This window comes from Microbacterium sp. NPDC007973, assembly GCF_042958465.1.
Taxonomy (GTDB): Bacteria; Actinomycetota; Actinomycetes; order Actinomycetales; family Microbacteriaceae; genus Microbacterium; species Microbacterium galbum.
In genome coordinates this window covers 296,992-318,724 of record NZ_JBIBJJ010000003.1, presented here as the reverse complement: position 1 = coordinate 318,724, position 21,733 = coordinate 296,992, and the positions used below count along the sequence as shown (strand labels likewise).

At 69.3% G+C, this 21,733-nt stretch carries 26 protein-coding genes; 18 read left to right on the top strand and 8 right to left on the bottom strand.

Translation table 11 applies throughout. The annotated features are described in order from the left end of the window. The first annotated feature begins 23 nt into the window (after positions 1–23). Complete coding sequence (locus tag ACFZA2_RS10520) at positions 24–527, top strand: DUF3145 domain-containing protein (protein WP_076675660.1); 504 nt, start codon at positions 24–26, stop codon at positions 525–527. A gap of 144 nt (positions 528–671) precedes the next feature. Here ACFZA2_RS10520 and ACFZA2_RS10515 read toward each other — a convergent pair whose 3' ends face one another. From ACFZA2_RS10515 to aceE, 6 genes are all read right to left on the bottom strand, one after another. Further along, positions 672–1,910: a beta-ketoacyl-[acyl-carrier-protein] synthase family protein gene (locus ACFZA2_RS10515; protein WP_391404212.1), complete on the bottom strand. Its 1,239-nt coding sequence runs from the start codon at positions 1,908–1,910 to the stop codon at positions 672–674. 68 nt (positions 1,911–1,978) lie between these two features. Next, positions 1,979–2,227: an acyl carrier protein gene (locus ACFZA2_RS10510; protein ID WP_022880558.1), complete on the bottom strand. Its 249-nt coding sequence runs from the start codon at positions 2,225–2,227 to the stop codon at positions 1,979–1,981. Positions 2,228–2,294: 67 nt separating this feature from the next. Further along, complete coding sequence (locus tag ACFZA2_RS10505) at positions 2,295–3,299, bottom strand: beta-ketoacyl-ACP synthase III (RefSeq protein WP_391404207.1); 1,005 nt, start codon at positions 3,297–3,299, stop codon at positions 2,295–2,297. Then, a complete protein-coding gene (locus tag ACFZA2_RS10500) occupies positions 3,296–4,216 on the bottom strand; it encodes an ACP S-malonyltransferase (RefSeq protein WP_391404204.1) in 921 nt (306 codons plus the stop codon). Before ACFZA2_RS10500 ends, ACFZA2_RS10505 begins: the two co-directional genes overlap by 4 nt. Before the next feature lie 186 nt (positions 4,217–4,402). After that, positions 4,403–5,584 carry a PucR family transcriptional regulator gene (locus tag ACFZA2_RS10495; protein WP_391405282.1) on the bottom strand — a complete coding sequence of 394 codons (1,182 nt, stop codon included), beginning with the start codon at positions 5,582–5,584 and terminating at the stop codon, positions 4,403–4,405. A 116-nt stretch (positions 5,585–5,700) separates the two neighbouring features. Beyond that, on the bottom strand, positions 5,701–8,427 hold the full coding sequence (gene aceE / locus ACFZA2_RS10490) for a pyruvate dehydrogenase (acetyl-transferring), homodimeric type (protein ID WP_391404202.1): 2,727 nt from the start codon (positions 8,425–8,427) through the stop codon (positions 5,701–5,703). 251 nt (positions 8,428–8,678) lie between these two features. Between aceE and ACFZA2_RS10485 the strand changes: the two genes are divergently transcribed. Beyond that, entirely contained in the window at positions 8,679–9,374 is a 696-nt protein-coding gene (locus ACFZA2_RS10485; RefSeq protein ID WP_391404199.1) for a hypothetical protein, read from the top strand. Here ACFZA2_RS10485 and ACFZA2_RS10480 read toward each other — a convergent pair. Then, positions 9,371–10,045, bottom strand: coding sequence for a CatA-like O-acetyltransferase (locus tag ACFZA2_RS10480; RefSeq protein WP_391404196.1), 675 nt, complete (start codon positions 10,043–10,045; stop codon positions 9,371–9,373). The two genes, ACFZA2_RS10485 and ACFZA2_RS10480, sit on opposite strands and share 4 nt — an antisense overlap. A 169-nt stretch (positions 10,046–10,214) precedes the next feature. Further along, positions 10,215–10,565, bottom strand: coding sequence for a helix-turn-helix domain-containing protein (locus ACFZA2_RS10475; RefSeq protein WP_391404193.1), 351 nt, complete (start codon positions 10,563–10,565; stop codon positions 10,215–10,217). 236 nt (positions 10,566–10,801) lie between these two features. On the opposite strand from ACFZA2_RS10475, the gene ACFZA2_RS10470 reads away from it, so the two are divergent. The 16 genes from ACFZA2_RS10470 to ACFZA2_RS10395 all read left to right on the top strand — a co-directional run bounded on the left by ACFZA2_RS10470 (position 10,802) and on the right by ACFZA2_RS10395 (position 21,726). Then, on the top strand, positions 10,802–11,719 hold the full coding sequence (locus ACFZA2_RS10470) for a tyrosine-type recombinase/integrase (RefSeq protein ID WP_391404190.1): 918 nt from the start codon (positions 10,802–10,804) through the stop codon (positions 11,717–11,719). 649 nt (positions 11,720–12,368) lie between these two features. After that, positions 12,369–12,680, top strand: coding sequence for an HNH endonuclease (locus tag ACFZA2_RS10465; protein WP_391404187.1), 312 nt, complete (start codon positions 12,369–12,371; stop codon positions 12,678–12,680). A gap of 112 nt (positions 12,681–12,792) precedes the next feature. Then, positions 12,793–13,137: a hypothetical protein gene (locus tag ACFZA2_RS10460; protein WP_391404184.1), complete on the top strand. Its 345-nt coding sequence runs from the start codon at positions 12,793–12,795 to the stop codon at positions 13,135–13,137. Then, positions 13,094–14,746 (top strand): hypothetical protein, encoded by a 1,653-nt coding sequence (locus tag ACFZA2_RS10455; RefSeq protein ID WP_391404181.1) that lies wholly within the window; start codon positions 13,094–13,096, stop codon positions 14,744–14,746. Before ACFZA2_RS10460 ends, ACFZA2_RS10455 begins: the two co-directional genes overlap by 44 nt. A gap of 11 nt (positions 14,747–14,757) precedes the next feature. Beyond that, positions 14,758–15,027, top strand: coding sequence for a hypothetical protein (locus ACFZA2_RS10450; protein ID WP_391404178.1), 270 nt, complete (start codon positions 14,758–14,760; stop codon positions 15,025–15,027). Next, a complete protein-coding gene (locus ACFZA2_RS10445) occupies positions 15,027–16,310 on the top strand; it encodes a phage portal protein (protein WP_391404175.1) in 1,284 nt (427 codons plus the stop codon). The genes ACFZA2_RS10450 and ACFZA2_RS10445 overlap by 1 nt, the downstream gene beginning before the upstream one ends. Continuing rightward, the gene (locus ACFZA2_RS10440; RefSeq protein ID WP_391404172.1) at positions 16,307–16,984 is read left to right on the top strand and encodes an HK97 family phage prohead protease; all 678 of its coding nucleotides are present in this window, start codon (positions 16,307–16,309) and stop codon (positions 16,982–16,984) included. Before ACFZA2_RS10445 ends, ACFZA2_RS10440 begins: the two co-directional genes overlap by 4 nt. Then, the gene (locus ACFZA2_RS10435; protein ID WP_391404169.1) at positions 16,981–18,234 is read left to right on the top strand and encodes a phage major capsid protein; all 1,254 of its coding nucleotides are present in this window, start codon (positions 16,981–16,983) and stop codon (positions 18,232–18,234) included. The genes ACFZA2_RS10440 and ACFZA2_RS10435 overlap by 4 nt, the downstream gene beginning before the upstream one ends. Beyond that, entirely contained in the window at positions 18,234–18,638 is a 405-nt protein-coding gene (locus ACFZA2_RS10430; RefSeq protein ID WP_391404166.1) for a hypothetical protein, read from the top strand. The genes ACFZA2_RS10435 and ACFZA2_RS10430 overlap by 1 nt, the downstream gene beginning before the upstream one ends. A 13-nt stretch (positions 18,639–18,651) precedes the next feature. After that, positions 18,652–19,182, top strand: coding sequence for a hypothetical protein (locus ACFZA2_RS10425; RefSeq protein ID WP_391404163.1), 531 nt, complete (start codon positions 18,652–18,654; stop codon positions 19,180–19,182). Further along, a complete protein-coding gene (locus ACFZA2_RS10420; RefSeq protein ID WP_391404160.1) occupies positions 19,179–19,559 on the top strand; it encodes a hypothetical protein in 381 nt (126 codons plus the stop codon). The genes ACFZA2_RS10425 and ACFZA2_RS10420 overlap by 4 nt, the downstream gene beginning before the upstream one ends. Further along, positions 19,559–19,849, top strand: coding sequence for an HK97 gp10 family phage protein (locus ACFZA2_RS10415; RefSeq protein WP_391404156.1), 291 nt, complete (start codon positions 19,559–19,561; stop codon positions 19,847–19,849). The genes ACFZA2_RS10420 and ACFZA2_RS10415 overlap by 1 nt, the downstream gene beginning before the upstream one ends. Further along, positions 19,846–20,265 carry a hypothetical protein gene (locus ACFZA2_RS10410; RefSeq protein ID WP_391404153.1) on the top strand — a complete coding sequence of 140 codons (420 nt, stop codon included), beginning with the start codon at positions 19,846–19,848 and terminating at the stop codon, positions 20,263–20,265. The genes ACFZA2_RS10415 and ACFZA2_RS10410 overlap by 4 nt, the downstream gene beginning before the upstream one ends. A 49-nt stretch (positions 20,266–20,314) precedes the next feature. After that, entirely contained in the window at positions 20,315–20,890 is a 576-nt protein-coding gene (locus ACFZA2_RS10405; protein ID WP_391404150.1) for a hypothetical protein, read from the top strand. A gap of 93 nt (positions 20,891–20,983) precedes the next feature. Further along, entirely contained in the window at positions 20,984–21,376 is a 393-nt protein-coding gene (locus ACFZA2_RS10400; RefSeq protein WP_391404147.1) for a hypothetical protein, read from the top strand. Between the two features lie 35 nt (positions 21,377–21,411). Continuing rightward, entirely contained in the window at positions 21,412–21,726 is a 315-nt protein-coding gene (locus tag ACFZA2_RS10395; RefSeq protein WP_391404144.1) for a hypothetical protein, read from the top strand. Positions 21,727–21,733: the final 7 nt, after the last annotated feature.

The following is a 21,733-nucleotide window of genomic DNA, read 5'->3' as shown; positions in this document are numbered from 1 at the left end:
ACGTACCTGACGAAGGAGAGACCATGGCGATCACGTCTTCGCGCGGAGTGATCCTGATCCACTCCGCGCCCCGCGCGTTGTGCCCCCACCTCGAGTGGGCGGTGGGACGCGCTCTCGGCCGTGCCGTCAACTTCGACTGGGCCGACCAGCCCGTGCTGATGGGCAGCCGCCGTGCGGAGTTCTACTGGGAGGGCCCGGTCGGCTCCGGCGCCGCGCTCGCGAGCGCGATCCGCGGATGGGAGCACCTGCGCTTCGAGGTGAGTGAAGACCCCACGCCGCGCAGCGACGGCGGTCGCTGGATGCACACGCCGGGGCTCGGCATCCACTACGCGCAGACCGACGCCTCGGGCAATGTCGTCATCGGCGAGGACCGCGTGCGCTACGCCATGGAGGTCGCCGCCGGCGATCCCTTCGAGTTGCAGCGCGAACTCGACGTCGCCCTCGGCTCCGCGTGGGACGAAGAGCTCGAGCCGTTCCGCCACGCGGGCGATGATCAGCAGATCGTCTGGCTGCACAAGGTCGGCTGAGACCCCCGGGCGGGGAGGCGCCACTACCGGAGGCCGGTGTCCATACCCGGCACCGGGACCGCGTATCCCCACCCGGATGAAAGAGAACGCCCCCTGGCATCCCCGATCGCAGTCGGGGGGATGCCAGGGGGCGTTCTTCTGCGGTCAGACCGAGGCGATCGCGACGACGGCGTTGTGCCCGCCGAAGCCGAACGAGTTGCTGATGGCGAGCTGGTCGCCCGCCCCCAGCTCGACGGGAGCGCCGGAGAGGGCGAACGGGACCTCGGGGTCCTGCTCGGTGAGGTTGATCGTCGGCGGCGCGACGCGGTTCTGCAGAGCCAGCACGGTGAAGATCGCCTCGAGGGCACCCGTGCCACCGAGCAGGTGGCCGGTGGAGGCCTTGGTCGCCGAGACGGGGATCTCGTCGACGCGGTCGCCGAAGACGGAGCGCAGTGCCTTGTACTCGTTCGGGTCGCCGACGGGCGTCGAGGTGGCGTGCGCGTTGATGTGGGTCACGTCGTCGACCGACGCTCCGGCCATCTCCAGCGCCATGTGCACCGCGCGGGCGGCTCCGTGGCCCTCGGGATCGTTGGCGGTGATGTGGTACGAGTCCGCGGTCACGCCGCCGCCCACGATCGAGGCGTAGATCTTGGCGCCGCGGGCCTTGGCGTGCTCCTCGGTCTCGAGGATGAGGACGCCGGCGCCCTCGCCCATGACGAAGCCGTCGCGGTCGATGCTCGCCGGGCGCGAGGCGGTCTCGGGGGAGTCGTTGCGCTTGGACAGCGCCTGCATCGACGCGAACGAGGCGATCGTGATCGGGTGGATGGCCGATTCGGTCCCCCCCGCGATCACCACATCGGCGAGGCCGTCGCGGATGTGCTGCACGGCGTTGACGATCGACTCCGTGCTCGAGGCGCAGGCGGAGGCGACCGTGCGTGCGAAGGCGCGTGCGTTGAAGTGCAGCGAGAGGTTGCCCGCCGCGGCGTTGGGCATGAGCATGGGCACCGTCATCGGCATGACGCGACGCGGGCCCTTCTCGCGCAGGGTGTCCCAGGCGTCGAGCAGCGTCCAGACACCGCCGATGCCGGTGGCGAAGTCGACGCCGAGACGGTCGGGGTCGATGTCGGGGCTGCCGGCGTCTTCCCATGCTTCCTTGGCCGCGACCATGGCGAGCTGCGACGAGGGGTCGAGCCGCTTGGCGACGGGTCGCTCGAGCACGGTTTCGGGACGCACGAGCGCCTCGGCGGCGAAGGTGACGGGCAGGTTGTACTGCTCGACCCATTCGTGCTCGAGGGATCGGGCGCCGGAGGTTCCGGCGAGCAGGGCGGACCAGCTCTCGGGTGCCGTTCCGCCGATGGGCGAGGTGGCTCCGATGCCGGTGACGACGATGCGGGGTGTGCTCATGAGCGAGAGATCCTTGGTGCGGCCGACAGGTCGTGACCGGTGGGGGCCGGAGCCCCCACCGGGAGGTGTCAGGACTGGTTCGACGTGATGAACGTCACGGCGTCGCCGACGGTCTTGAGGTTCTTGACCTCGTCGTCGGGGATGGTGACGCCGAACTTCTCCTCGGCGTTGACGACGATCGTCATCATCGAGATGGAGTCGATGTCGAGGTCGTCGGTGAACGACTTCTCGAGGGCGACCTCGTCGGCCGAGATACCGGTCTCGTCGGTGATGAGCTCGGCAAGGCCGGCGAGAACCTCGTCGTTGGTGAATGCCATGATGTCTCCTGTTTCTTGGGGGCGGGCCTGACAGGCCCCGATCAGTCTAGGGTTCGACGCTCTCGCGTCAGGGAAGCACGACGACCTGCGCGCCGAACACGAGCCCGGCGCCGAAGCCGATCTGCAGCGCGAGACCGCCGCTGAGCTCGGGGTGCTCCTCGAGCAGACGGTGGGTGGCGAGCGGGATGGATGCCGCGGAGGTGTTGCCCGTGGTCTCGATGTCGCGGCCGATGACGACGGTCTCGGGCAGGCCCAGCTGCTTGGCGAACTCGTCGATGATGCGCATGTTGGCCTGGTGCGGCACGAACGCCGCGAGGTCGCCGGGCTCGATGCCCGCGGCCTCGATCGCCTGACGCGCGACCTTCACCATCTCCCACACGGCCCAGCGGAAGACCGTGGGGCCCTCCTGGCGGAGGGTGGGCCACGGCGCCGTGCCGTCTCGGAACTCGTTCAGCGTGGCGTTCATGCCCACGGCATCCGCCTTGGAGCCGTCGGATCCCCAGACGGTCGGGCCGATGCCGGGGGTGTCGCTCGGTCCGACGACCACGGCGCCCGCGCCGTCGCCGAGGAGGAACGAGATGCTGCGGTCGGTGGGGTCGACGATGTCGCTGAGCTTCTCGGCTCCCACGACGACGACGTGCGTCGCGAGACCCGCGCGCACGAGGGCGTCGGCCTGGCCGACGCCGTAGGCGAAGCCTGCGCACGCGGCGTTGACGTCGTAGGCGGCGGCGGGGTTCGCGCCGATCCGGTCGGCGACGATCGCGGAGGCCGAGGGCGTCTGCTTCGGGTTGCTGATGGTGGCGACGATCACGGCGTCGATGTCGGAGGGGGAGACGCCGGACTTCTCCACGGCTTCGCGTGCGGCCTCGGCGGCCAGGTCGATGGCATCCGTCTCCTTGTTGGCGCGGACGCGCGTGACGATGCCGGTGCGCTGGCGGATCCACTCGTCGCTCGAGTCGATCGGACCCACGAGGTCGTCGTTGGGGACGAAGTTCTCGCCGCGGGCCGCGCCGTACGAGTAGATGCGGGTGTGGGCCGCGCCCTGGGTCTGGCGGAGGGTGGGGGTGCTCATGCCTGGTCTTCCTTCAGCAGTGAGACGGCCGCGTCGAGGTCGTCGGGGGTCTTGACCGCCACGGTCGGGGTGCCGCGCAGGGCGCGCTTGGCGAGCCCGGTGAGCGCCCCCGCGGGCGAGAGTTCGATGATGCCGGTGACGCCGTGCTCCGCGAACGAGGCCATGCAGCGGTCCCAGCGGACGGGCGAGGCCACCTGCGCGACGACGAGGTCGAGCGCGCGGCGACCGTCGGAGACGACGGAGCCGTCGGAGTTGGTCCACAGCGTCAGGTTCGGGTCGGCGACCTCGACGTCGGCCGCGGCGGATCGCAGCGTCTCGACCGCCGGCTCCATGAAGCGGGTGTGGAATGCACCGGCGACCTGCAGCGGGATGACCCGCGCACCGCGGGGAGCCTCCGCGGTGAGCTCGGCCAGGGCCGGCAGCTCTCCGGCGGCGACGATCTGCCCGCCGCCGTTGTAGTTGGCGGGGGTGATGTCCAGCGCCGCGAGGCGTTCGAGAACGGCCTGTTCGTCTCCGCCGACGACGGCGCTCATTCCGGTGTCGACCGCCGAGGCCGCCTCGGCCATCGCGCGACCGCGCAGACCGACCAGGCGCAGCGCGTCGGCGTCGCTCAGGACCCCGGATGCCGCCAAGGCGGCGATCTCACCGACGGAGTGCCCCGCGACACCGGCGACGGGTGTGCCCGTGCGCTCGTTCAGTGCCGCCCACGACAGCAGGGACGCGGCGACGATGAGCGGCTGGGCGACCGCGGTGTCGCGAATCCGGTCGGCATCCCATTCGGTACCGGCGGCGATGAGGTCGACTCCGGCCTGATCGGAGAAGGCGGCGAGGCGCTCACGCGCCCCGTCGATCTCGAGCCACGGCGAGAGGAACCCGGGGGTCTGCGAGCCCTGTCCGGGGAAGACGGCGATGATCACCGTCCCATCCTGCCAAGGATCGGGCCGGTGCTTATGGAGATATCGGCACAGATATGCGGCGTGTCTTTGTGCGCGCCGTGCATCAGCACGGCCGTCACCCCTCCGTCGAGTGTCCACGACACGCCGCACGCCGGTGCTCGGAACGGCGTGTCGGGGACACTCGACGAGAGGAAGCCGAGGGGCGCGTCAACGGGACGCGAGCGGTCGCCGACTGGCGAGACCGCGCCGGCGGGTGGCATCCGTGCCGATCGAGCCCAGGATCAGCGCCGTCTGCAGGATCAGCGCTTCGCGGGGGCCCGTGGCATCCCAGCCGATCACCTCGGAGACGCGCTTCAGGCGATAGCGCACCGTGTTGGGGTGCACGTAGAGTTCGCGGGCTGTCGCCTCGAGCGACCGGCCGTTGTCGAGGTAGCTCCACAGGGTCGCGACGAGATCGGCGCTGTGCGCCTGCAGGGGGCGGTAGACGCGGTCGACGAGGGTCTGCTTGGCCACCGCGTCTCCCGCGAGGGCGCGCTCCGGGAGCAGGTCGTCGGCCTCGACCGGACGCGGGGCGTGGCGCCACGCCCGCGCGACGGCGAAACCCGCCAGCGCGGCGCGGGCGCTCTGTCCTGCGTCGACCAGCGCCGGAACGGCCGGGCCCAGCACGAGGTGCCCCGACCCGAAGCCGGGCTCGAGGCGCTTCGCGATCTCGGGGAAGGGCAGTTCGGCGGCGTCTTCTCCGCTCGAGCGTGCGGGCAGATCCGCACGGCCGACCACCAGCACGAGCCTCGACCCCTGCACCCCGATGAGCACATCCACGCCGAGCTTGCGCGCCGTGCGCCGCACCTGATCGACGTCGAGCTGCGGGGGAGTGGTGCCCACGAGCACCGCGACCTCGCCATGACCGTGCCACCCGAGGGCGGCGATGCGGCTGGGGAGCTCGTCGTCGGCCTCGCCCGTGAGGATCGAGTCCACCACGAGCGCCTCGAGACGCGCGTCCCACAGGCCCCGGGCCTCGGCCGCCCGGGCATAGACGTCGGCGGCGGCGAAGGCGACCTCGCGCGAGTACGACAGCATCGCCTCGCGCACCTTCTCGCTCCGCCCGGCGACGCGTTCCTCCATGACCTCGACGGTGACGCGTACCAGCTGCAGCGTCTGCGTCAGGCTCACACTGCGCAGCAGTTCACGCGGCGCCGCGGCGAAGATGTCGGCCGCGATCGCGGGGGTGGATGCCGGTTCCTCGAACCACTGCAGGAACGAGGTGATGCCGGCCTGCGCGACCAGCCCCACCGCCGATCGCCGCGCGGGCGGCATCTCGGCGTACCACGGGAGCGTCTCTTCGAGGCGCTGGATCGTCGCGGTGGCGAGATCGCCGGAGATGCGCCGCAGCCACGTGAGGGTCTCGGCCTTCTCGACCGCGGCGTCGCCCGCCGGAGACCGGTCGGACCCGGCCCCGCCCGCGGTGCGGGGGGAACCGGGTCCGACGGTGGAGTCCGTCACCGGACTCAGGCCTCGCCGCCCGCGTTGCCGCTGGTGCCGGCGTTGACGTCGTGCAGGCGGTACTTCTCGATCGCCTGACCGACGACGGCGCGGTCGACCTTGCCCTCTTCGGCCAGGGCCTGCAGGGCGCGCACGGCGAGCGAGGGGCCGTCGATCTTGAAGAAGCGACGGGCCGCGGCACGCGTGTCGGAGAAGCCGAAGCCGTCGGCGCCGAGCGTCCAGTAGTTCTGCGGAACCCACTGGCGGATCTGGTCCTGCACCGCGTGCATCCAGTCGCTGACGGCCACGACGGGACCCTCGGCCTCCTTCAGCTTGTCGGTGAGATAGGCCACGCGCGGCTCCTCATCGGGGTGCAGGAAGTTATGCTCGTCGGCGGCGAGACCGTCGCGACGCAGCTCCGACCACGAGGTCACCGACCACACATCGGCCTTCACACCCCAGTCGTCCTTCAGCAGACGCTGCGCCTCGAGGGCCCACGGCACACCGACGCCCGACGCGAGCAGCTGGGTGCGGGGACCGTCGCCCTCACCGGTGGAGATGTGGTGGATGCCGCGGACGATGCCGTCCACGTCGACGCCCTCGGGCTCGGCGGGCTGCACGTACGGCTCGTTGTAGACCGTCATGTAGTACATGACGTTCGGGTCGGAGTGCTCGCCGCCGTACATGCGCTCGATACCGCTGCGCACGATGTGGGCGATCTCGTAGCCGTAGGCCGGGTCGTACGACACGGTGGCGGGGTTGGTCGAGGCCAGCAGCTGCGAGTGACCGTCGGCGTGCTGCAGACCCTCACCCGTCAGCGTGGTGCGGCCGGCGGTGGCGCCGATGATGAAGCCGCGCGCCATCTGGTCACCCGCGGCCCACTGGGCGTCGCCCGTGCGCTGGAAGCCGAACATCGAGTAGAAGACGTAGACCGGGATCAGCGGCTCGCCGTGGGTCGCGTACGCCGTGCCGGCCGCGGTGAACGCCGCGAGGGCCCCCGCCTCGTTGATGCCGACGTGGATGATCTGGCCCTCGGGGCTCTCCTTGTACGCCAGCAGCAGCTCGCGGTCGACGGAGGTGTAGTGCTGGCCCTTGGGGTTGTAGATCTTCGCCGTCGGGAAGTACGCGTCCATACCGAACGTGCGCGCCTCGTCGGGGATGATCGGCACGATGCGGTGGCCGAAGCCCTTGACGCGCAGCAGGTCCTTCAGCAGACGCACGAACGCCATCGTGGTCGCCACGTCCTGGGTGCCGGAGCCCTTCTTGGGCAGCGCGTACGCGGCATCCCCGGGCAGTTCCAGACCCACGTGGGTCGTGCGACGCTCGGGCAGGAAGCCGCCGAGCGAGCGACGACGCTCCAGCATGTACTGGATCGTCTCGTCCTTCTCACCGGGGTTGTAGTACGGCGGCTGGTAGGGGTTCTCTTCGAGCTGCGCATCGGTGACGGGGATGTCCATCGCGTCGCGGAACGACTTGAGGTCGTCCAGCGTCAGCTTCTTCATCTGGTGCGTGGCGTTGCGGCCCTCGAAGTGGGGACCGAGGCCGTAGCCCTTGATGGTCTTGGCGAGGATGACGGTGGGCTGCCCCTTGTGCTCGGCCGCCGCCTTGAACGCCGCGTAGACCTTGCGGTAGTCGTGGCCGCCGCGCTTGAGGCCCCAGACCTGGTCGTCGGTGTAGTCCTTGACGAGTTCGAGCGCACGGGGGTCGCGACCGAAGAAGTTCTCACGGACGTACGCGCCGTTCTCGGCCTTGTAGGTCTGGTAGTCGCCGTCGGGCGTGGTGTTCATGAGGTTGAGCAGGGCGCCCTCGGTGTCGCGGGCGAGCAGGTCGTCCCACTCGCGACCCCAGACGACCTTGATGACGTTCCAGCCGGCGCCGCGGAAGAAGCTCTCGAGCTCCTGGATGATCTTGCCGTTGCCGCGGACGGGGCCGTCGAGGCGCTGCAGGTTGCAGTTGATGATGAAGTTGAGGTTGTCGAGGCCCTCGTTCGCCGCGACCTGCAGCTGACCGCGGCTCTCGACCTCGTCCATCTCGCCGTCGCCGAGGTAGGCCCACACCTGCGAGCCGCCGACGTCCTTGATGCCGCGGTTGGCGAGGTACTTGTTCGACATCGCCTGGTAGATGGCGTTGATCGGCCCGAGACCCATCGACACCGTCGGGAACTGCCAGAACTCCGGCATGAGACGGGGGTGGGGGTAGGAGGGGATGCCGTTCGGCGCCGCCGACTTCTCCTGACGGAAGCCGTCGAGCTGCGCCTCCGTGAGGCGACCCTCGAGGAAGGCGCGCGCGTACGCGCCGGGCGAGGCGTGCCCCTGGATGAAGATCTGGTCGCCGCCGGACGGGTCGTCGAGGCCGCGGAAGAAGTGGTTGAAGCCCACTTCGTACAGGGCCGCCGACGACGCGTAGGTCGAGATGTGGCCGCCGACGCCGATGCCGGGACGCTGCGCGCGGTGCACGGTGACCGCCGCGTTCCAGCGGATCCACTTGCGGTAACGACGCTCGAGCTCTTCGTCGCCCGGGAACTCGGGCTCGTTCTTCTGAGCGATCGTGTTGATGTAATCGGTGGTCGGAACCATCGGCACGTTGAGGTGCAGTTCCTTCGAGCCCTTGAGCAGGCTCAGCATGATCTCGCGAGCGCGAGCCGGACCCTTCGCCTGGACCAGCTGTCGCAGGGATTCCTGCCACTCCCCGGTCTCTTCCGGGTCGCTGTCCTGCGGCCCCTGCGAATACGGATCCTGGTCGTGAACAGTCACGGAAGACCTTTCGTCGTCTGGCAGGTCATGCCAGAGAATCGCCATACGAGTGCGGCAACCCTTGTTCGCTCCGCACAATCAACCAGCGTCCAGCCTAGCGAGTCGGCGCACCATCGGGTGCGCGGGGAGCCCGCGGTCCTGCTCCGACCGTCACGACCCTTCGACGTCGAGGAGTCCCGTCCCGGCTGTGGAGAAGCGATGAAGGACGCCGGAGCCCGGGCCCGAAGGCGGGACGGGTCTAGCCTGAGCGCGTGAGCCCGCAGGATCCCTCCGCGTTCCGCACGCGGCCCGAGCACCGCTGGCCGGTGCTGATCGCCCTCGCCGTGGGGGCGGGACTGTACGCCTTCCTGCCCACGGAGGCCGCCGGCATCCTGAAGTACGTCGTCGTGGGCGCCGGCGCGCTGTGCGCCGTTCCCATGGTCGTGACGAATCCCTCGCGACTCACGCGCGAGTCGCGATGGGGGCGCGGCTTCGCGCTGGCGTTCACCGCCGTGCTGCTCCTCGCGAACCAGGTGGCGCTGGTGCTGCTCGTCCACCAGCTGCTGCAGGGGCAGGGCGACGGGGCGGGAACGCTGCTCGGCGCCGCGCAGGTGTGGGCGATCAACGTGATCGGCTATGCCGTCGTCTACTGGGAGATGGACCGGGGCGGACCGATCGCCCGCCGCCGGGACCCCCGAGACGAGCTCCCGGCCGCCGATTTCCAGTTCCCGCAGGACAGCGACCGCGACGCCGTCAACGAAGTGCGGCGACGCTCGTCCGACGTCGAGGACTGGGCGCCCGGGTACGTCGACTACCTGTACTTCTCGGCATCCAACGCCATGGCCTTCAGCCCCACCGACGTCATGCCGCTGTCGAGTCGGGCGAAGCTGTTCATGATGGTGCAGGCGGTGTCGGGGTTCATCCTGCTGGCGCTGGTGATCGCGCGGAGCGTGAACATCCTGAATTAGCGCTCGGCGGACGCGGGGGCCGTCACCCACGAACCGTCGGCCAGAAGCTCGCGCAGCTCGTTCACGAAGCGCGCGGCGTGGAAGCCGTCGGCCGCGGCGTGGTGGATCTGCAGGGCGACGGGCAGCAGCACGCGGCCGTCGCGGTCGACGTACCGGCCGAGCGTGACGATCGGCGCGAGATGCGCCCAGCCCTTCTGGGTGTTCAGCGTGAAGCCGGTGAAGTCCGTCCACGGCAGGCTCGAGACGTCGAAGGTGTTGCGCGGCGGTTCGCCCTGCGGGAAGAACTCCTCGGATGCCGCGTGCGCGGCGATCGTGCGCACGGCGGCGTCGTGGAACGCGGCGAAGTCCGGGTCGAAGGGAACCCACAGGCACGAGAAGGTCTCGCTCTCGGCGTGGAAGACCGTGAAGGCCGGGTGCACGCGATCCCACACGGCCGGCGCGCCCGTCTCGTCGAGGCTGAGGCGGAACTCGGGATGCCGATCGACGATCGCCGAGAGGGCCCAGATCTGCGCGACGTACGTGCGACGCTTAGACGCCCGCACGGCCGCGACGAAGTCGGTGACGTCGACCTCGACGGTCAGGGCGTACGTGCACGGCGACGCGTGCAGGTAGTGATCGAAGTGCTGCCGACGCGGCCACGAGTCGAGGTCGATGGGGGTGCGGTGCTCCATCGCTCCATGATGCGCGACGTGAGCGGACGGTGTACGGCACCGCGGGGGTGGTGGGCCCTGCCGGGATCGAACCGACGACATCCACGGTGGAAGTGCGGCGCTTGATGGCCCCCGTCGTCGACCTCGCCTCACGTCGCACCGGCGGCGAAGCGGCCTGAACCACCACGCCTCACCGAGTCGACCACGCGCGGAACATGCGCCGCAGCTCGCCGAACCCACCATGCAGCCGCCCTGTCGTCACACGTTCGTGCAGTTCCTCGGTGAGGTACGCGGTGGGGGCGTGGCGGACGGCGTTGCGGAGACCGCCGTTCATGAGGTCGTCTTCGGTGATGATGCCCGCGGAGACGAGAGCGTCGATCGGGTCTGCGGCGTACGCACGGGCGATGCGAATGATGCCCTCAGCGGGCGCTGTGCCGGCGTTGCGCCATCGGCTGACGGTGCTGTGCGTGAGGCCTGCCTTCCGGGCTATCTCGCGGTCTGAGTCCTGTCGGGTGGCGTGATCGAGCCACTGTCTCCACATCGTGATGGGGAACGCTCCTGGGGGGAACGCATGGGCGGGCGCCGCTTCGGGTGCGGTGCATGCGTGCCACACCATCCGAGCACGAACCGCCGACATTCCGCGGAGCGACTACCGAGGCGACTACGGGGAACCGTTCCGCCCGCGCACCATCTTGGGGACACGCCGCGAGCAATGGCTAGCGTCGCTCACCCGAAACAGCAGGGGGCCATCGGGCCGATGACGAGGGGGACGAGAACATGAGCACGACGCAGCAGAGACCACAACTCCGGCTGGTGTCCAGCCAGGATGAGTGGGACATAGCCCTGACCTACTTCGCCGACTTCCAGCGCTCCGCCGGGCTCGCCGACACGACCATCCGCAACCGTGCGTCGTTCGTGCGTACACTGCGGCGACGCTGCGGGAAGTCCTACGAGGACGTCACCCTCGCCGACCTCCGCCGCCACCTCGGCCGCCCCGACATCTCGGCCGGCACCCGCCGCACCGAGCGGGGCGCGCTCGTCGCGTTCTTCCGATTTCTGCTCGAGGACGAGCTCCGCGGCGACGACCCGACCGTGCGCCTCGCCCCGGTGACCGCGCCGAAGGGAACACCGCGCCCGTTCACCCGCGAGCAGGTCGACGCGATGCTGGAGTCGGGCGCGTACCGGAAGACCCGCGCGATGATCCTCCTCGGCTACTACCAGGGGTTCCGCGTCTCGCAAATCGCCGCGGTGCACGGGGGAGACGTCGACCGTCTCACGAGCACCATCCGCACCGTCGGGAAAGGCCAGAAGGAACGGCGCCTCCCGCTGCACCCGGTCATCGGCGCGCTCGCAGATGAGATGCCGGCCGACGGGTGGTGGTTTCCCGCGCGCGGCACCCGCACCGGACACGTCCGCGGCGCCTCGGTGACCGACCTCGTGACGAAAGCGAAGATCCGCGCCGGGATCACCGACCCGAAACTCACGCCGCACTCACTCCGCCACGCGTTCGGGACAGACCTCGTAGAGGCGGAGGTCGACATCCGCGTCGTCCAGGAGCTCATGATGCACGAGTCCCTCGCCACAACGCAGATCTACACCGGAGTCAGCGAACGCCGAAAGCGCGCAGCCGTCGCCGCCCTCCCCGGCCGCGTCGTCCCCATCCGCTCCGGACGATCGACACCGCGCGCAGCCTGACACGCCGAAAAAACACAGCAGTTGACACCCCAGTTCTGTCACCCCCTACCTTGATGGTTGGAACGGTGTCGCACACGGCACCAGGCGTCGAGACCCCCGGACGAGCACACGTGCCCCGGGGGTCTCGTGCTCACCACCACCGGCCCCCAGACCGGTGTCAACGCGGAACCTGCCCATGGCCGCGAAGGGCTCCCGCACACGCAATCGCCGCCACGGACTTCACCGGCGAGGAGCACCTGCACCGCCTCGAGAGGCGCCCCGCCACACCCGCGCCGGCGCCTCTCGAGAAACCTGTCACTGCCCCCACACGCCACCAGTGACAAGTTTCGGCGACAGTGACAGGTTCGTGACAAGTTCAAAAAGCAACCCGTCACTGCATCTAGACGCATAATTCCGCGGCTTCTCGCCCAACAGTGACAAGTAGTGACAAGTAATGGGGATCGTCACAGCTCTATGAATAGTTACTAAGGGACCTAGTTATACGCGCGCAGGGCAGCACCAGCTACCGAACAAGCAAAACCTGTCACTGCCACCCGCCCAGGAGGTGCATCGTGCTTCCCTCCGAAATGCCCGAATGCACCACCTGCGGCTCCCGCTACCCCAGCCACCTCGCCGCCGCCCTCTGCTGCGACACCGAGCTCGACAACACATGAGCCAACACCACAACAGCACCCGCGCCGACCGCATCGCCAAGAAGAAATTCAAGGACGAATGCGCCGCAGCCGGCCTACCCTGCTGGCTCTCCGGCTGCACCATCGACTACAACGCGCCCTGGAACGACTTCGACAACCCACGCCGCTTCCAACGCGACCACTTCTTCCCCGCCTCCACCCACCCCGACCTCTACTACGACCCCGACAACTGGCGACCCTCCTGCGCCGAATGCAACGAAGCACGCGGCAACAGCATGGCCGTCGGCGGCCTTGGCATCCCCTCCCGCCAATGGGTCCCCACCGAGTGAGGGGAGGGGCGTTCATGCCTCCCAGGCGCGCGACGCGGCCCACCTCCCGCGCGGCGAGCTTCCTCTCTCCCCGGATGTGGGGCGCCGATTTTCACCACCCTGGGAGGCGCTGATGGCTGCGACGCGACGGCACCGGAACGCGGTGACGCGGATGCTGCGTGCGTCGGGGCTGTTGCGCGTGGCGGAGGAAGCTCCGCTGGTGGAGCTGCTGAAGGATCTCGCCGCGGAGATGGATGCCGGGGGAGGGGCGCGCACGCGCGCGGACTACCTGTCGGCGCTGAAGGACGTACGCCGCGTGCTGGCCGCCGCGCCCGGCGCTGCCGGCGACGGTGACGATCGAGAGAAGCCCGCGACCTCGGCTGCGGCCGAGAGCGCACCGGCCGAGCCGGTGGAGTCCCCGGAGGTGGCGAGCTTTGCGAGTTTCAAGCGAGCTAAGGGGGGCGCTGCGGCGGGGTAAGGGCAAGACGACCCCGCGTCTGTGGACGAAGCCGCTGCGCGAGCTGACGCCGGAGACGTCCCACGGGTTCCATGTCATCGAGTTCGCGCTGACCTACCTCGGCATCACCCTGCGGCCGTGGCAGAAGTGGCTGCTGATCCACGCGCTCGAGCTGATGCCCGATGGTCGGTACCGGTTCCGCAAGGTCGTGATCATCGTCGGCCGGCAGAACGGCAAGACGAAGCTCATCGAGGTGCTCGCCCTGTGGTGGCTGTTCGTCGACTCGGACAGCTTCCCCGAGCACGTTCCCGCGGATGAGTTCCTGGTGCTCGGCACCGCGCAGGACCGCGACACTGCGAAGAAGGTGTGGAAGCGGGTTCTGCGCCGCTGCAATCCGGACGTGCTGAAGTGGCCGTCGCGGTTCTCGCCGGCGGCGCACGCTGCCCTGGTCCCGGCGTTGGTCGCCGAGGCCGCACGGCCGTCGACGACGAACGGGTCCGAGGCGATCGTCCACAAGAACGGCGCGCAGTATCAGATCGCCGCGTCGACATCCGGCGGTGCCCGTGGTGACTCGATCTCCCGCGCGGTGCTCGACGAGCTGCGTGAGCAACGGAACTGGGAGGGCTGGGCAGCGCTGTCGAAGACCCTCAACGGCACGTTCAACTCGCAGCTGTGGGCGATCTCGTCCGCCGGCGACGCGCGCTCGGTCGTGCTGAAGGATCTGCGCGACTCGGCGATCGTGTCGGCGGCGGAGTGGGACGAGTACGTCGGCGGCGGCATCGTCTCCGCGGAGGAGTACGCCAACACGCACGACGTGTCGATCGGTCTGTTCGAGTGGTCGGCGGTCGAGGGTGGCAAGCTCGACGACCCCGAGGGGTACCTGCAGGCGAACCCATCCATCGGGTACGGGTACGAGGTGGACGCGCTGCTGTCCGACCTCGCATCCGGTGAGCCCGAGCACGTCACCCGCACCGAGGTCCTGTGCGAGTGGGTCACCGCGCAGATCACCCCGTCGCTGAACGTCGAGGCGTGGCCGGCGCTCGCCGACCCGCCGCAGGCGGACTACGACGGCACCATCACCTCGCCGGGGTCGGAGATCTCGCCGTCCTCGCCGGTCATCCTCGGCGTCGACACGTCCGCGGATCGCAAGCGCACCTGGATCGGTGTCGCCGGGTGGCGCGACGACGGTCTGCAGCACCTCGAGGTAATCGATGTCCTCACCCGCATGACGCGCGTGCCCGATCGGATCAAGGCGATCTGCGACGAGTGGGGCATCGAGTTCGTCGCTCTGCAGGCCCGCGGGTCGTGGTCGGCGGAGTTCAAGGAGCCCCTCGAGAAGCTCGGCCTGACCGTCATCGAGGTGTCGGGGCCCGCGCTGGGCGCCGGCGTCGGCAAGATGCACGACCGCGTCGACGACGGCACCATGCGCCACCGCGAACAGGAAGCGCTCACCCAGGCCGTGAAGCACGCGGTCACGAAGAAGCTCAACGATGTCCGGGTGTGGGACCGCGAGGCCTCTCCGGTCGACATCGCCCCGCTCATCGCCGTGTCCAACGCGGCCTACGGGCTCGAGGCGATGCCCGAGCTGCAGTCATCGGCGTACGAGGACCACGGTCTGCTCGTCGCCTGAAGGGAGACCCCATGCTCGACTTCCTCGTCGCGATGATCTTCGGTGCCCTCGGCGCACTCATCATCGCTGCCGGCGCGGTCGGCGCCGTCTCCGCGCGCACAGTCCGCGCCGGGCACCGAGTGACCGTCTCGCTCACCGACGGGTCGGTCCTCACCGGTCGCACTCGCACCACCTGGCCCGGACGCATCCGCCTCGTCGACGTCGAGACGGCCGAGGGCGAGGTGCCCGGCACCGTGCTGATCAGCGCACGCCACGTCGTCACCGTTCAGGTGATCAGCTGATGGTCGGTCTCACCTACGCATCCGGCGAGCTCGTCAAGATCGACCCGCTCACCGGCCTAAGCGGACGCGCGGGCGTTCCGTTCCTCACACCCGATCCGGGCGTCCCGCTCCGCATGGCGACGAACGCGCCGAAGCTCACTCCCGAGAAGGCGTGGAAGACGCAGCCGTCGCTGCGCAAGGTCGTCGGGTTCATCGCCCGCAACGTCGCTTCCGTGCCGTGGAAGGTGTACGAGCGCCTCGACGACAATGACCGGGCGCGCGCGTCCGGGTCGCTCGCCGAGCGGACACTGCGGCAGCCGCAACGGTTCCTGAGCGGGTTCAAGCTCATGGAACGCCTCACCATCGACAAATGCCTGTATGACCGGTGGGCGGTCCTCCTCACCCCTGACGGGGTACCACACCGGATCCCGCCGCGCGCGCTCGTCATCGAGTCGAACGCCATGGACGAGATCCAGTTCGTCGGCGTGAACGTCGCTGGCCGCACGGTCGACGTCACCGACCTGCCGCTCGCGCTCGGCACCGGCTGGGACGCCTGGTCGGGTGACGGGATTTCGCCGCTCACCACGCTCGACGCGATCCTGCGGGAACAGGCGAACGCGGTCGAGTGGCGCGCAAAGCTGTGGGACGAGCGCCCGAAGTTCTCCGGCATCGTGAAACGCCCGCTGAACGCACCGAAGTGGTCGGAGACGCAGCGCACCCGCTGGGTGCAGTCGTTCCGCGAGTTCCGCGCCGGCCAGGCCGGCGGCGCGCCGATCTTCGAAGACGGCATGGAGTGGGAGGACTGGACCTCGGGCTACAGCCCGAAGGACGCGATGGACATCGAGGGCCGCCGGCTCACCGATGCTGAGGTCGCGTCCGCGTTCTACATCCCGCCCGAGCTCGTCGGCGCCCGCGAGGGCACCTTCTCGAACATCTCCGCATTCCGGCAGATGCTGTTCGGCCCTGCACTGGGCCCGCACTTCGAGGAGTTCGAGCAGGCGTTCAACTCTGAGCTCGTCCCGACGCTCGCCGGCGATCAGTTCTACGCCGAGATGGATCGGCAGACCGCTATCAACGGGTCGCTGATCGAGCAGTCCCGTGTCCTGTCCACCGCGGTCGGCGGGCCCTGGATGACGCGTGCCGAGGCGCGCGCCATGCAGAACCTTCCGAAGATCGACGGCTCTGAGGAGCTGATCGTCCCGCTGAACGTCACCGAGGGCGGGCAGGCGTCGCCGCAGGACGGCGTCACCGGCGCGCAGACCGACGAGCGAGGCATCGCCGCAGACGAGGAGCAGCAGACATGACCACGACGGCCCGTGAGGCGAAGAAGAGCTTCCATGTGTCGCTGAAGGCGGCGAACGAGGACGAGGGCACGGCGACCGCGCTGGTGTCGGCGTTCGAGGTCGTCGACTCCTACGACGAGATGATCATGCCCGGCGCATTCGACAAGTCGCTCGAGCAGTTCGGCGACGACCCGATCCCGATCCTCTGGAACCACCAGTGGGGCGTCATGGACGCGCACCTCGCCGAGGCGAAGGGCGAGATCACCGACGAGGGCCTCGTCGTGACCATGCAGTTCGACATGAGCGACCCGACGTCGGCGAAGGCGTTCCGGCTGCTCAAGTCGAAGCGGATCAAGGAGTTCTCGATCGGCGGGTTCGAGCCCGTCGATGCGATCAAGCGCGTCGAGAAAGACGGGCGCGACGTCTGGGCCATCTACGAGTTCGAGCTCATCGAGGTGTCCCTCGTGCTCCGCGGCGCGAACCCCGACACCCGCCTCATCGACGTCAAGTCGGCGGCCGAACTCGTCGCCGCCGTCGAAGACACCGCGGCCGCGGAAAAGACCGCCGCGGACAAAGACCACCCGACAGAAGACCAGGACGTCGACACCTCGGCGGCCGACCGTGTGGCGCGCGACCGCGCGCTGCTCAACCTCACCACGACGGCCACGCAGGCCGAGAAGGGAGATTCCCTGTGAATCTCAAGGAGAAGCTCAAGGCCCTGCTCAAGGAGGCCGCCGAGCTGCAGGCGAAGAAGGCCGACGACCTCACCGAGGACGACGTCGCCCGCATCCCCGCGCTCACCGCGGAGATCGCCGACACGAAGTCGAAGATCGACGCGCAGGAGGCTGCGGCCGAAGCGCTCAAGTCGGCCGTCGCCGAAGACCAGCACCAGGAGACCCCCGAGGTCCCCGCCGGCCGCACGAAGGCCCGCGGCGAAGCGCCCCGCACCCTCGGTGCCGGGTTCGTCGGCTCGGAAGCCATGAAGGCGTTCCGCGAGAACCACCCGAACGGCGTCTCGAAGGGCAACCCGATCAACATCGAGGCCCGCCGCTTCGCGAGCAAGGGCGACTCGGTGCGCGCGGTCAAGGCGCCGCTGAACACCATCGACAACGGCGACACCACCCCGACCCGCCTGCCGGGCATCGAGGACGTCACCTACCGGCGCCCGAACACGCTGCTCGACCTCATCACCGTCGGCACGACCGACGCCGCGTGGCTCGAGTACCGCCAGCTGGTCTCGACCACCAACAACGCGTCGATCGTCCCCGAGGCGCAGACCACCAACTCGGCCGCGAACCTCAAGCCCATCTCGGGCCTGAGCACCCGCACCGCCGACGCGAAGGCACACACCTACGCCGACGGCATCGAGGCCACCACGCAGGAGCTCAACGACGACGGCGCGATGACGTCGCTCATCGACGGGATCCTGTCGCAGAACCTCCGCGACGAGATCGAGCGCATCGTCCTCTCCGGTGACGACGCGAACGGCGAGCCGAACGGCATCCTGAACACCACGGGCGTGCTGCAGCAGGCGTTCTCGACCGACATGGTCACCTCGATCCGCAAGGGCAAGACCCTGCTGCGCGAGACCTCGAACACCATCCCGCAGGCCGTCCTCCTCAACCCCGAGGACGACGAGGCGTTCGACCTCCTCAAGGACGGCAACGACCGCTACCTCGGCAACGGCCCGTTCGGCACCGGCCCCTCGACCGCGTGGGCCGTCCCCCGCATCGCGTCGGCCGCCATGCCGAAGGGCCAGGCGCTCATGGGCGACTTCCGCGCGTTCCAGCTGCTGATCTTCGAGGCCCTATCGATCCTCGCGTTCAACCAGCACAAGGACTACGCGCAGCGCAACCTCGTGTACGTCCGCGCCGAGCTGCGCGCGCTGCAGATGTTCCGGCAGCCCGCCAAGCTCGCCGTCATCGACATCGAGGCGGGCGTCTGATGGCCGAGATCGTCGTGAAGGACAACGTTCGCTACACGAAGAAGGACGCCGCCCGCATCGACGTCGTCACCGCCGGCGACGCCGTCGCGGTGAAGACGCCCATCGCGGACACCGACGCCTGGCGCCGCGAGCAGGACGACGCGGCACGCGCCGAACTGCACGCCGAACTGGACGCCAAGCGCGCCGAGTTCGACGCCGAGCTCGCGCAGCGGCGGAAGGACGCCGAGGCCGAGATCGAGACCCTCCGCGCCGCCACGGTCGCTGCCGCGTCCTCGACCGAGGGTGACAAGTCGGCGCCCACCGAGGGCGACCCGGCGACGAAGGTCGTCGAGCCCGAGGTGACCAAGGTCGTCGAGCCCGAGGTCACCAAGACCCGGGGCGGGCGCGCCCCGGCCAAGCAGTAACGAGGAGGGCCACATGCCGCCGACCATCCCGCCCATCGTGGGCGGCCAGACCGTCATCAACGCGGACTTCTGGCTGAAGGCAGCGCACGGCGCCGTCCGGCGCTTCTGCGGCTGGCATGTGGCCCCGATCATCGACGAAACGATGATCCTCGACGGCAGCGGCGGCAGGGACATTTTCCTGCCGTCGCTGCGCGTCGTCGACCTCCTCACCGTCACCAACGACGGGCAGAACGTCACTGCCTCCGTCGACACCTCCCGCGCCGGCATCCTGCGCCTCACCACCGGCACGTGGACCGACCGCCTCGGTCGCGTCACCGTCACCCTGCGCCACGGGTACGACCTCGACGAGGTCCCCGAAGTCGCCGCTGTCATCGCCGGCGTCGCGAAGCGCGGACCCAACTCCGGACGCGTCGAAGCCTCGGAGGCCGCAAACGGATCCTCGCGAGGCGCTGCCCTGGACCGCGGCGCCCCGATCTCCATCCCCCTGCTGATGCCCGAACGCGAGACCCTCGCGCCGTACTGCATCGAATGGGGTTCCCGGTGAGCACCGTCCTCGACTGGATCGCCGACGACGGGCCGCAGCACCTCGAGCCATTCACCCGCCAGCGGGCACAGCAGATCCCTGACCCGTATAACCCGGACGCCACCGTCGACGACTGGACGACCCCCGACGAAGCCGCGTTCAGCGGGTCGTGGGACTCCACCGGCTCCTCCTACGGCGCCGACGTCGTCCGGGAGCAGCTCACGACAGGGAAACGCCTCGTCGTGTTCGACCCCGACGCCGACATCCGCGAGGGCGACCGGGTCCTCGCCGCCGACGGCGCCCGGTACACAGTCACCGGACGACCGGCGCGCGATCAGAACCCGTTCACCGGGTGGCGGCCCACGCTCGTCATCAACGTCGAGGAGGTGACTGGCTGATGCCCCGCGCAGGTCAGACCATCGTCGAGTTCAACCCCGTCTTCTTCGACAACATCATGCAGTCGGCTGGTGTCGAACGCCTCACCGAGGAGTCCGCGCAGAAGGTACTGACGATCGCCAAGTCGACCGCCCCCGTCGACACGGGCGACTACAGGGAAGGGCTGCACATCTCCCGCCGACAGTCTCGCTACCGGCGCGTGCTGCGCATCGAGGGCGACGACGCGAAGACCCTGCTCATCGAGTCGAAGACGGGCAACCTCGCACGCGCGCTCAAGGCGGCTCGTAAGTGAACGTCACACCGCCGGACCTTGAACTGTGGCTAACCGGCTACGTGCGGGCACAGGCGGAGATTGCAGGGCACAACGTCGCCGTTTCGAACAAGGAGCCGTCCGACCTGCGAACGCCGCTCACACGGGCGCTCATCGTCGTACGCGACGACTCCGGCACGCGCCTCTCGCACGTCACCTTCGACCGGTCCATCGGATTCAGCGTCCTCGCCGGCACCCGACAGAACGACCAGCCCGCGAACGACCTCGCCCGATGGTTAGCCGCGATCGTCTTCGACGACGCGCTGCCGCTCGCCGAGGGCTGCCCGATCGCCGCCGTCGACTGGGGCGGCTGCAACGGACCCTACGCGGTCCCCGATTCGCTCGACGTCGCCCGCCGGTACCTCACCGCGCAGTACGTCGCTGCCGGCTCCTGGTGAGCCACCCCCACCACCCATGAGCCCGCGTCGCGGGAGAGAGGAGAGGACCGTGACCGCGGACTCTCAGGGAAACGACCTCGACGCCGTTCAGGTCCCCATCACCGGCCTCGCGGCGTTCGCGCCGCTGCTGCTGGCCAACGTCATCGAGAAGGCCGACCTCGGCGCGAGCCCGCTCGTGCTCCCGGAGGCGTTCAAGCGCCTCGGCCTGTACAAGCAGGACGGCGGCCCCGCCCCGTCGCGCGACACCGAGGACGCGATCGAGTTCTTCCAGAAGGGCTACACGATCGCCGGCGACGGCACCCGCTCCGTCGTCATCGGCCTCGCCGAGCAGAACGCCGTCGTCCAGTCCCTCATCGAGGGCGTCGAGCCCGACGCGAACGGCGTCATCGAGGTGTTGGCCTCGCTGCCGAACAACCGCTTCATCCTGCTCGTCGTCACGAAGTACCGCAACGGCGCCGAGAAGCGACAGGTCGGCGTCGCATCGATCACGGCCGTCGAGCCCGACCAGTCCGAGCGCGGATCGGTCGAGGGCGCGAACGTGACCTTCACCTGGCACGAGCACGAGCTGTTCAACGACGCCCCGTTCTGGCAGTGGGGCCCGGCCATCCCGGGCGCCGCCGCCTGACACAGCTGACTGGCCGGGGTGTCGTCGGGTCGCCCCGGCCAGTCTCATCTCCCACCCGACACCTGACCCGACAACCCGATTGGAGAACCCACCATGGCCGCACGCGCCACCACCACGACCAAGCCCGCCCCCGCGCAGGTCGAAGAGTACGACTTCGACTCCTGGACCGAGGACGACGAAACCAAGGCCCTCGTCGCCCTCGCCCCCGACATCAAGCACATCATCGTCGAGCGCTCCTTCGTCGGCCGGTTCCGAGACGGCACGATCATCAAGCTGCCGCTCGACATCAGCCTCGACGACATCGACGTGCTCACCGAGAAGTACGACAACCCCGTCGACCAGATCAAGGCGCTGCTCACGCAGATCGGCGGCGAGGACGCCGCCAAGGAGTTCACGCGGCAGAACATGGCCGACGCGATCGCTCTCGCGCAGAAGTTCTTCGCGATCTTCGCGCGCATCGCGGGCGCCACCGTCCCGGAATCCTGAGCGTCGTCCGGGTCATCCGAGAGTACCGAGCCGTCGTGACCCGCACGCTGCGGGAGACGTTCGGCGTCGGAATCTCGGACCTGGGCGGCGCCGTCTCCTGGGGAGAAGCGCGCGACCTCATCAACGAGGCCGCCGCCGATCCCGGCACCCAGCTGGGCGCGAAGCTCGCGGGGTGGGCCTATCCGGCGTCCATCCCCCAGCTGCTCATGCTCGTCGCGCAGACCGGCAAGGCCTCGAAAAAAGTCATGCCATGGGCTCTGAAAACGCCACGCGCTGAAGATCAGGCGAGCCCCGATGAGGTGGCCGCGGCGCAGGCGTCTCTCGAGGACGGGATCGTCTTCGCGAACTGACCGGGGG

What these genes read in the sequence shown, in the direction of transcription:
- ACFZA2_RS10425 (WP_391404163.1), top strand. Translation starts at nt 18,652, where the DNA reads ATGCCGCCGACCATCCCGCCCATCGTGGGCGGCCAGACCGTCATCAAC.
- ACFZA2_RS10400 (WP_391404147.1), top strand. Translation starts at nt 20,984, where the DNA reads ATGGCCGCACGCGCCACCACCACGACCAAGCCCGCCCCCGCGCAGGTC.
- ACFZA2_RS10465 (WP_391404187.1), top strand. Translation starts at nt 12,369, where the DNA reads ATGAGCCAACACCACAACAGCACCCGCGCCGACCGCATCGCCAAGAAG.
- ACFZA2_RS10470 (WP_391404190.1), top strand. Translation starts at nt 10,802, where the DNA reads ATGAGCACGACGCAGCAGAGACCACAACTCCGGCTGGTGTCCAGCCAG.
- ACFZA2_RS10445 (WP_391404175.1), top strand. Translation starts at nt 15,027, where the DNA reads ATGGTCGGTCTCACCTACGCATCCGGCGAGCTCGTCAAGATCGACCCG.
- ACFZA2_RS10430 (WP_391404166.1), top strand. Translation starts at nt 18,234, where the DNA reads ATGGCCGAGATCGTCGTGAAGGACAACGTTCGCTACACGAAGAAGGAC.
- ACFZA2_RS10510 (WP_022880558.1), bottom strand. Translation starts at nt 2,227, where the DNA reads ATGGCATTCACCAACGACGAGGTTCTCGCCGGCCTTGCCGAGCTCATC.
- ACFZA2_RS10415 (WP_391404156.1), top strand. Translation starts at nt 19,559, where the DNA reads ATGCCCCGCGCAGGTCAGACCATCGTCGAGTTCAACCCCGTCTTCTTC.
- ACFZA2_RS10515 (WP_391404212.1), bottom strand. Translation starts at nt 1,910, where the DNA reads ATGAGCACACCCCGCATCGTCGTCACCGGCATCGGAGCCACCTCGCCC.
- ACFZA2_RS10505 (WP_391404207.1), bottom strand. Translation starts at nt 3,299, where the DNA reads ATGAGCACCCCCACCCTCCGCCAGACCCAGGGCGCGGCCCACACCCGC.
- ACFZA2_RS10480 (WP_391404196.1), bottom strand. Translation starts at nt 10,045, where the DNA reads ATGGAGCACCGCACCCCCATCGACCTCGACTCGTGGCCGCGTCGGCAG.
- ACFZA2_RS10440 (WP_391404172.1), top strand. Translation starts at nt 16,307, where the DNA reads ATGACCACGACGGCCCGTGAGGCGAAGAAGAGCTTCCATGTGTCGCTG.
- ACFZA2_RS10520 (WP_076675660.1), top strand. Translation starts at nt 24, where the DNA reads ATGGCGATCACGTCTTCGCGCGGAGTGATCCTGATCCACTCCGCGCCC.
- ACFZA2_RS10460 (WP_391404184.1), top strand. Translation starts at nt 12,793, where the DNA reads ATGGCTGCGACGCGACGGCACCGGAACGCGGTGACGCGGATGCTGCGT.
- ACFZA2_RS10450 (WP_391404178.1), top strand. Translation starts at nt 14,758, where the DNA reads ATGCTCGACTTCCTCGTCGCGATGATCTTCGGTGCCCTCGGCGCACTC.
- ACFZA2_RS10475 (WP_391404193.1), bottom strand. Translation starts at nt 10,565, where the DNA reads ATGTGGAGACAGTGGCTCGATCACGCCACCCGACAGGACTCAGACCGC.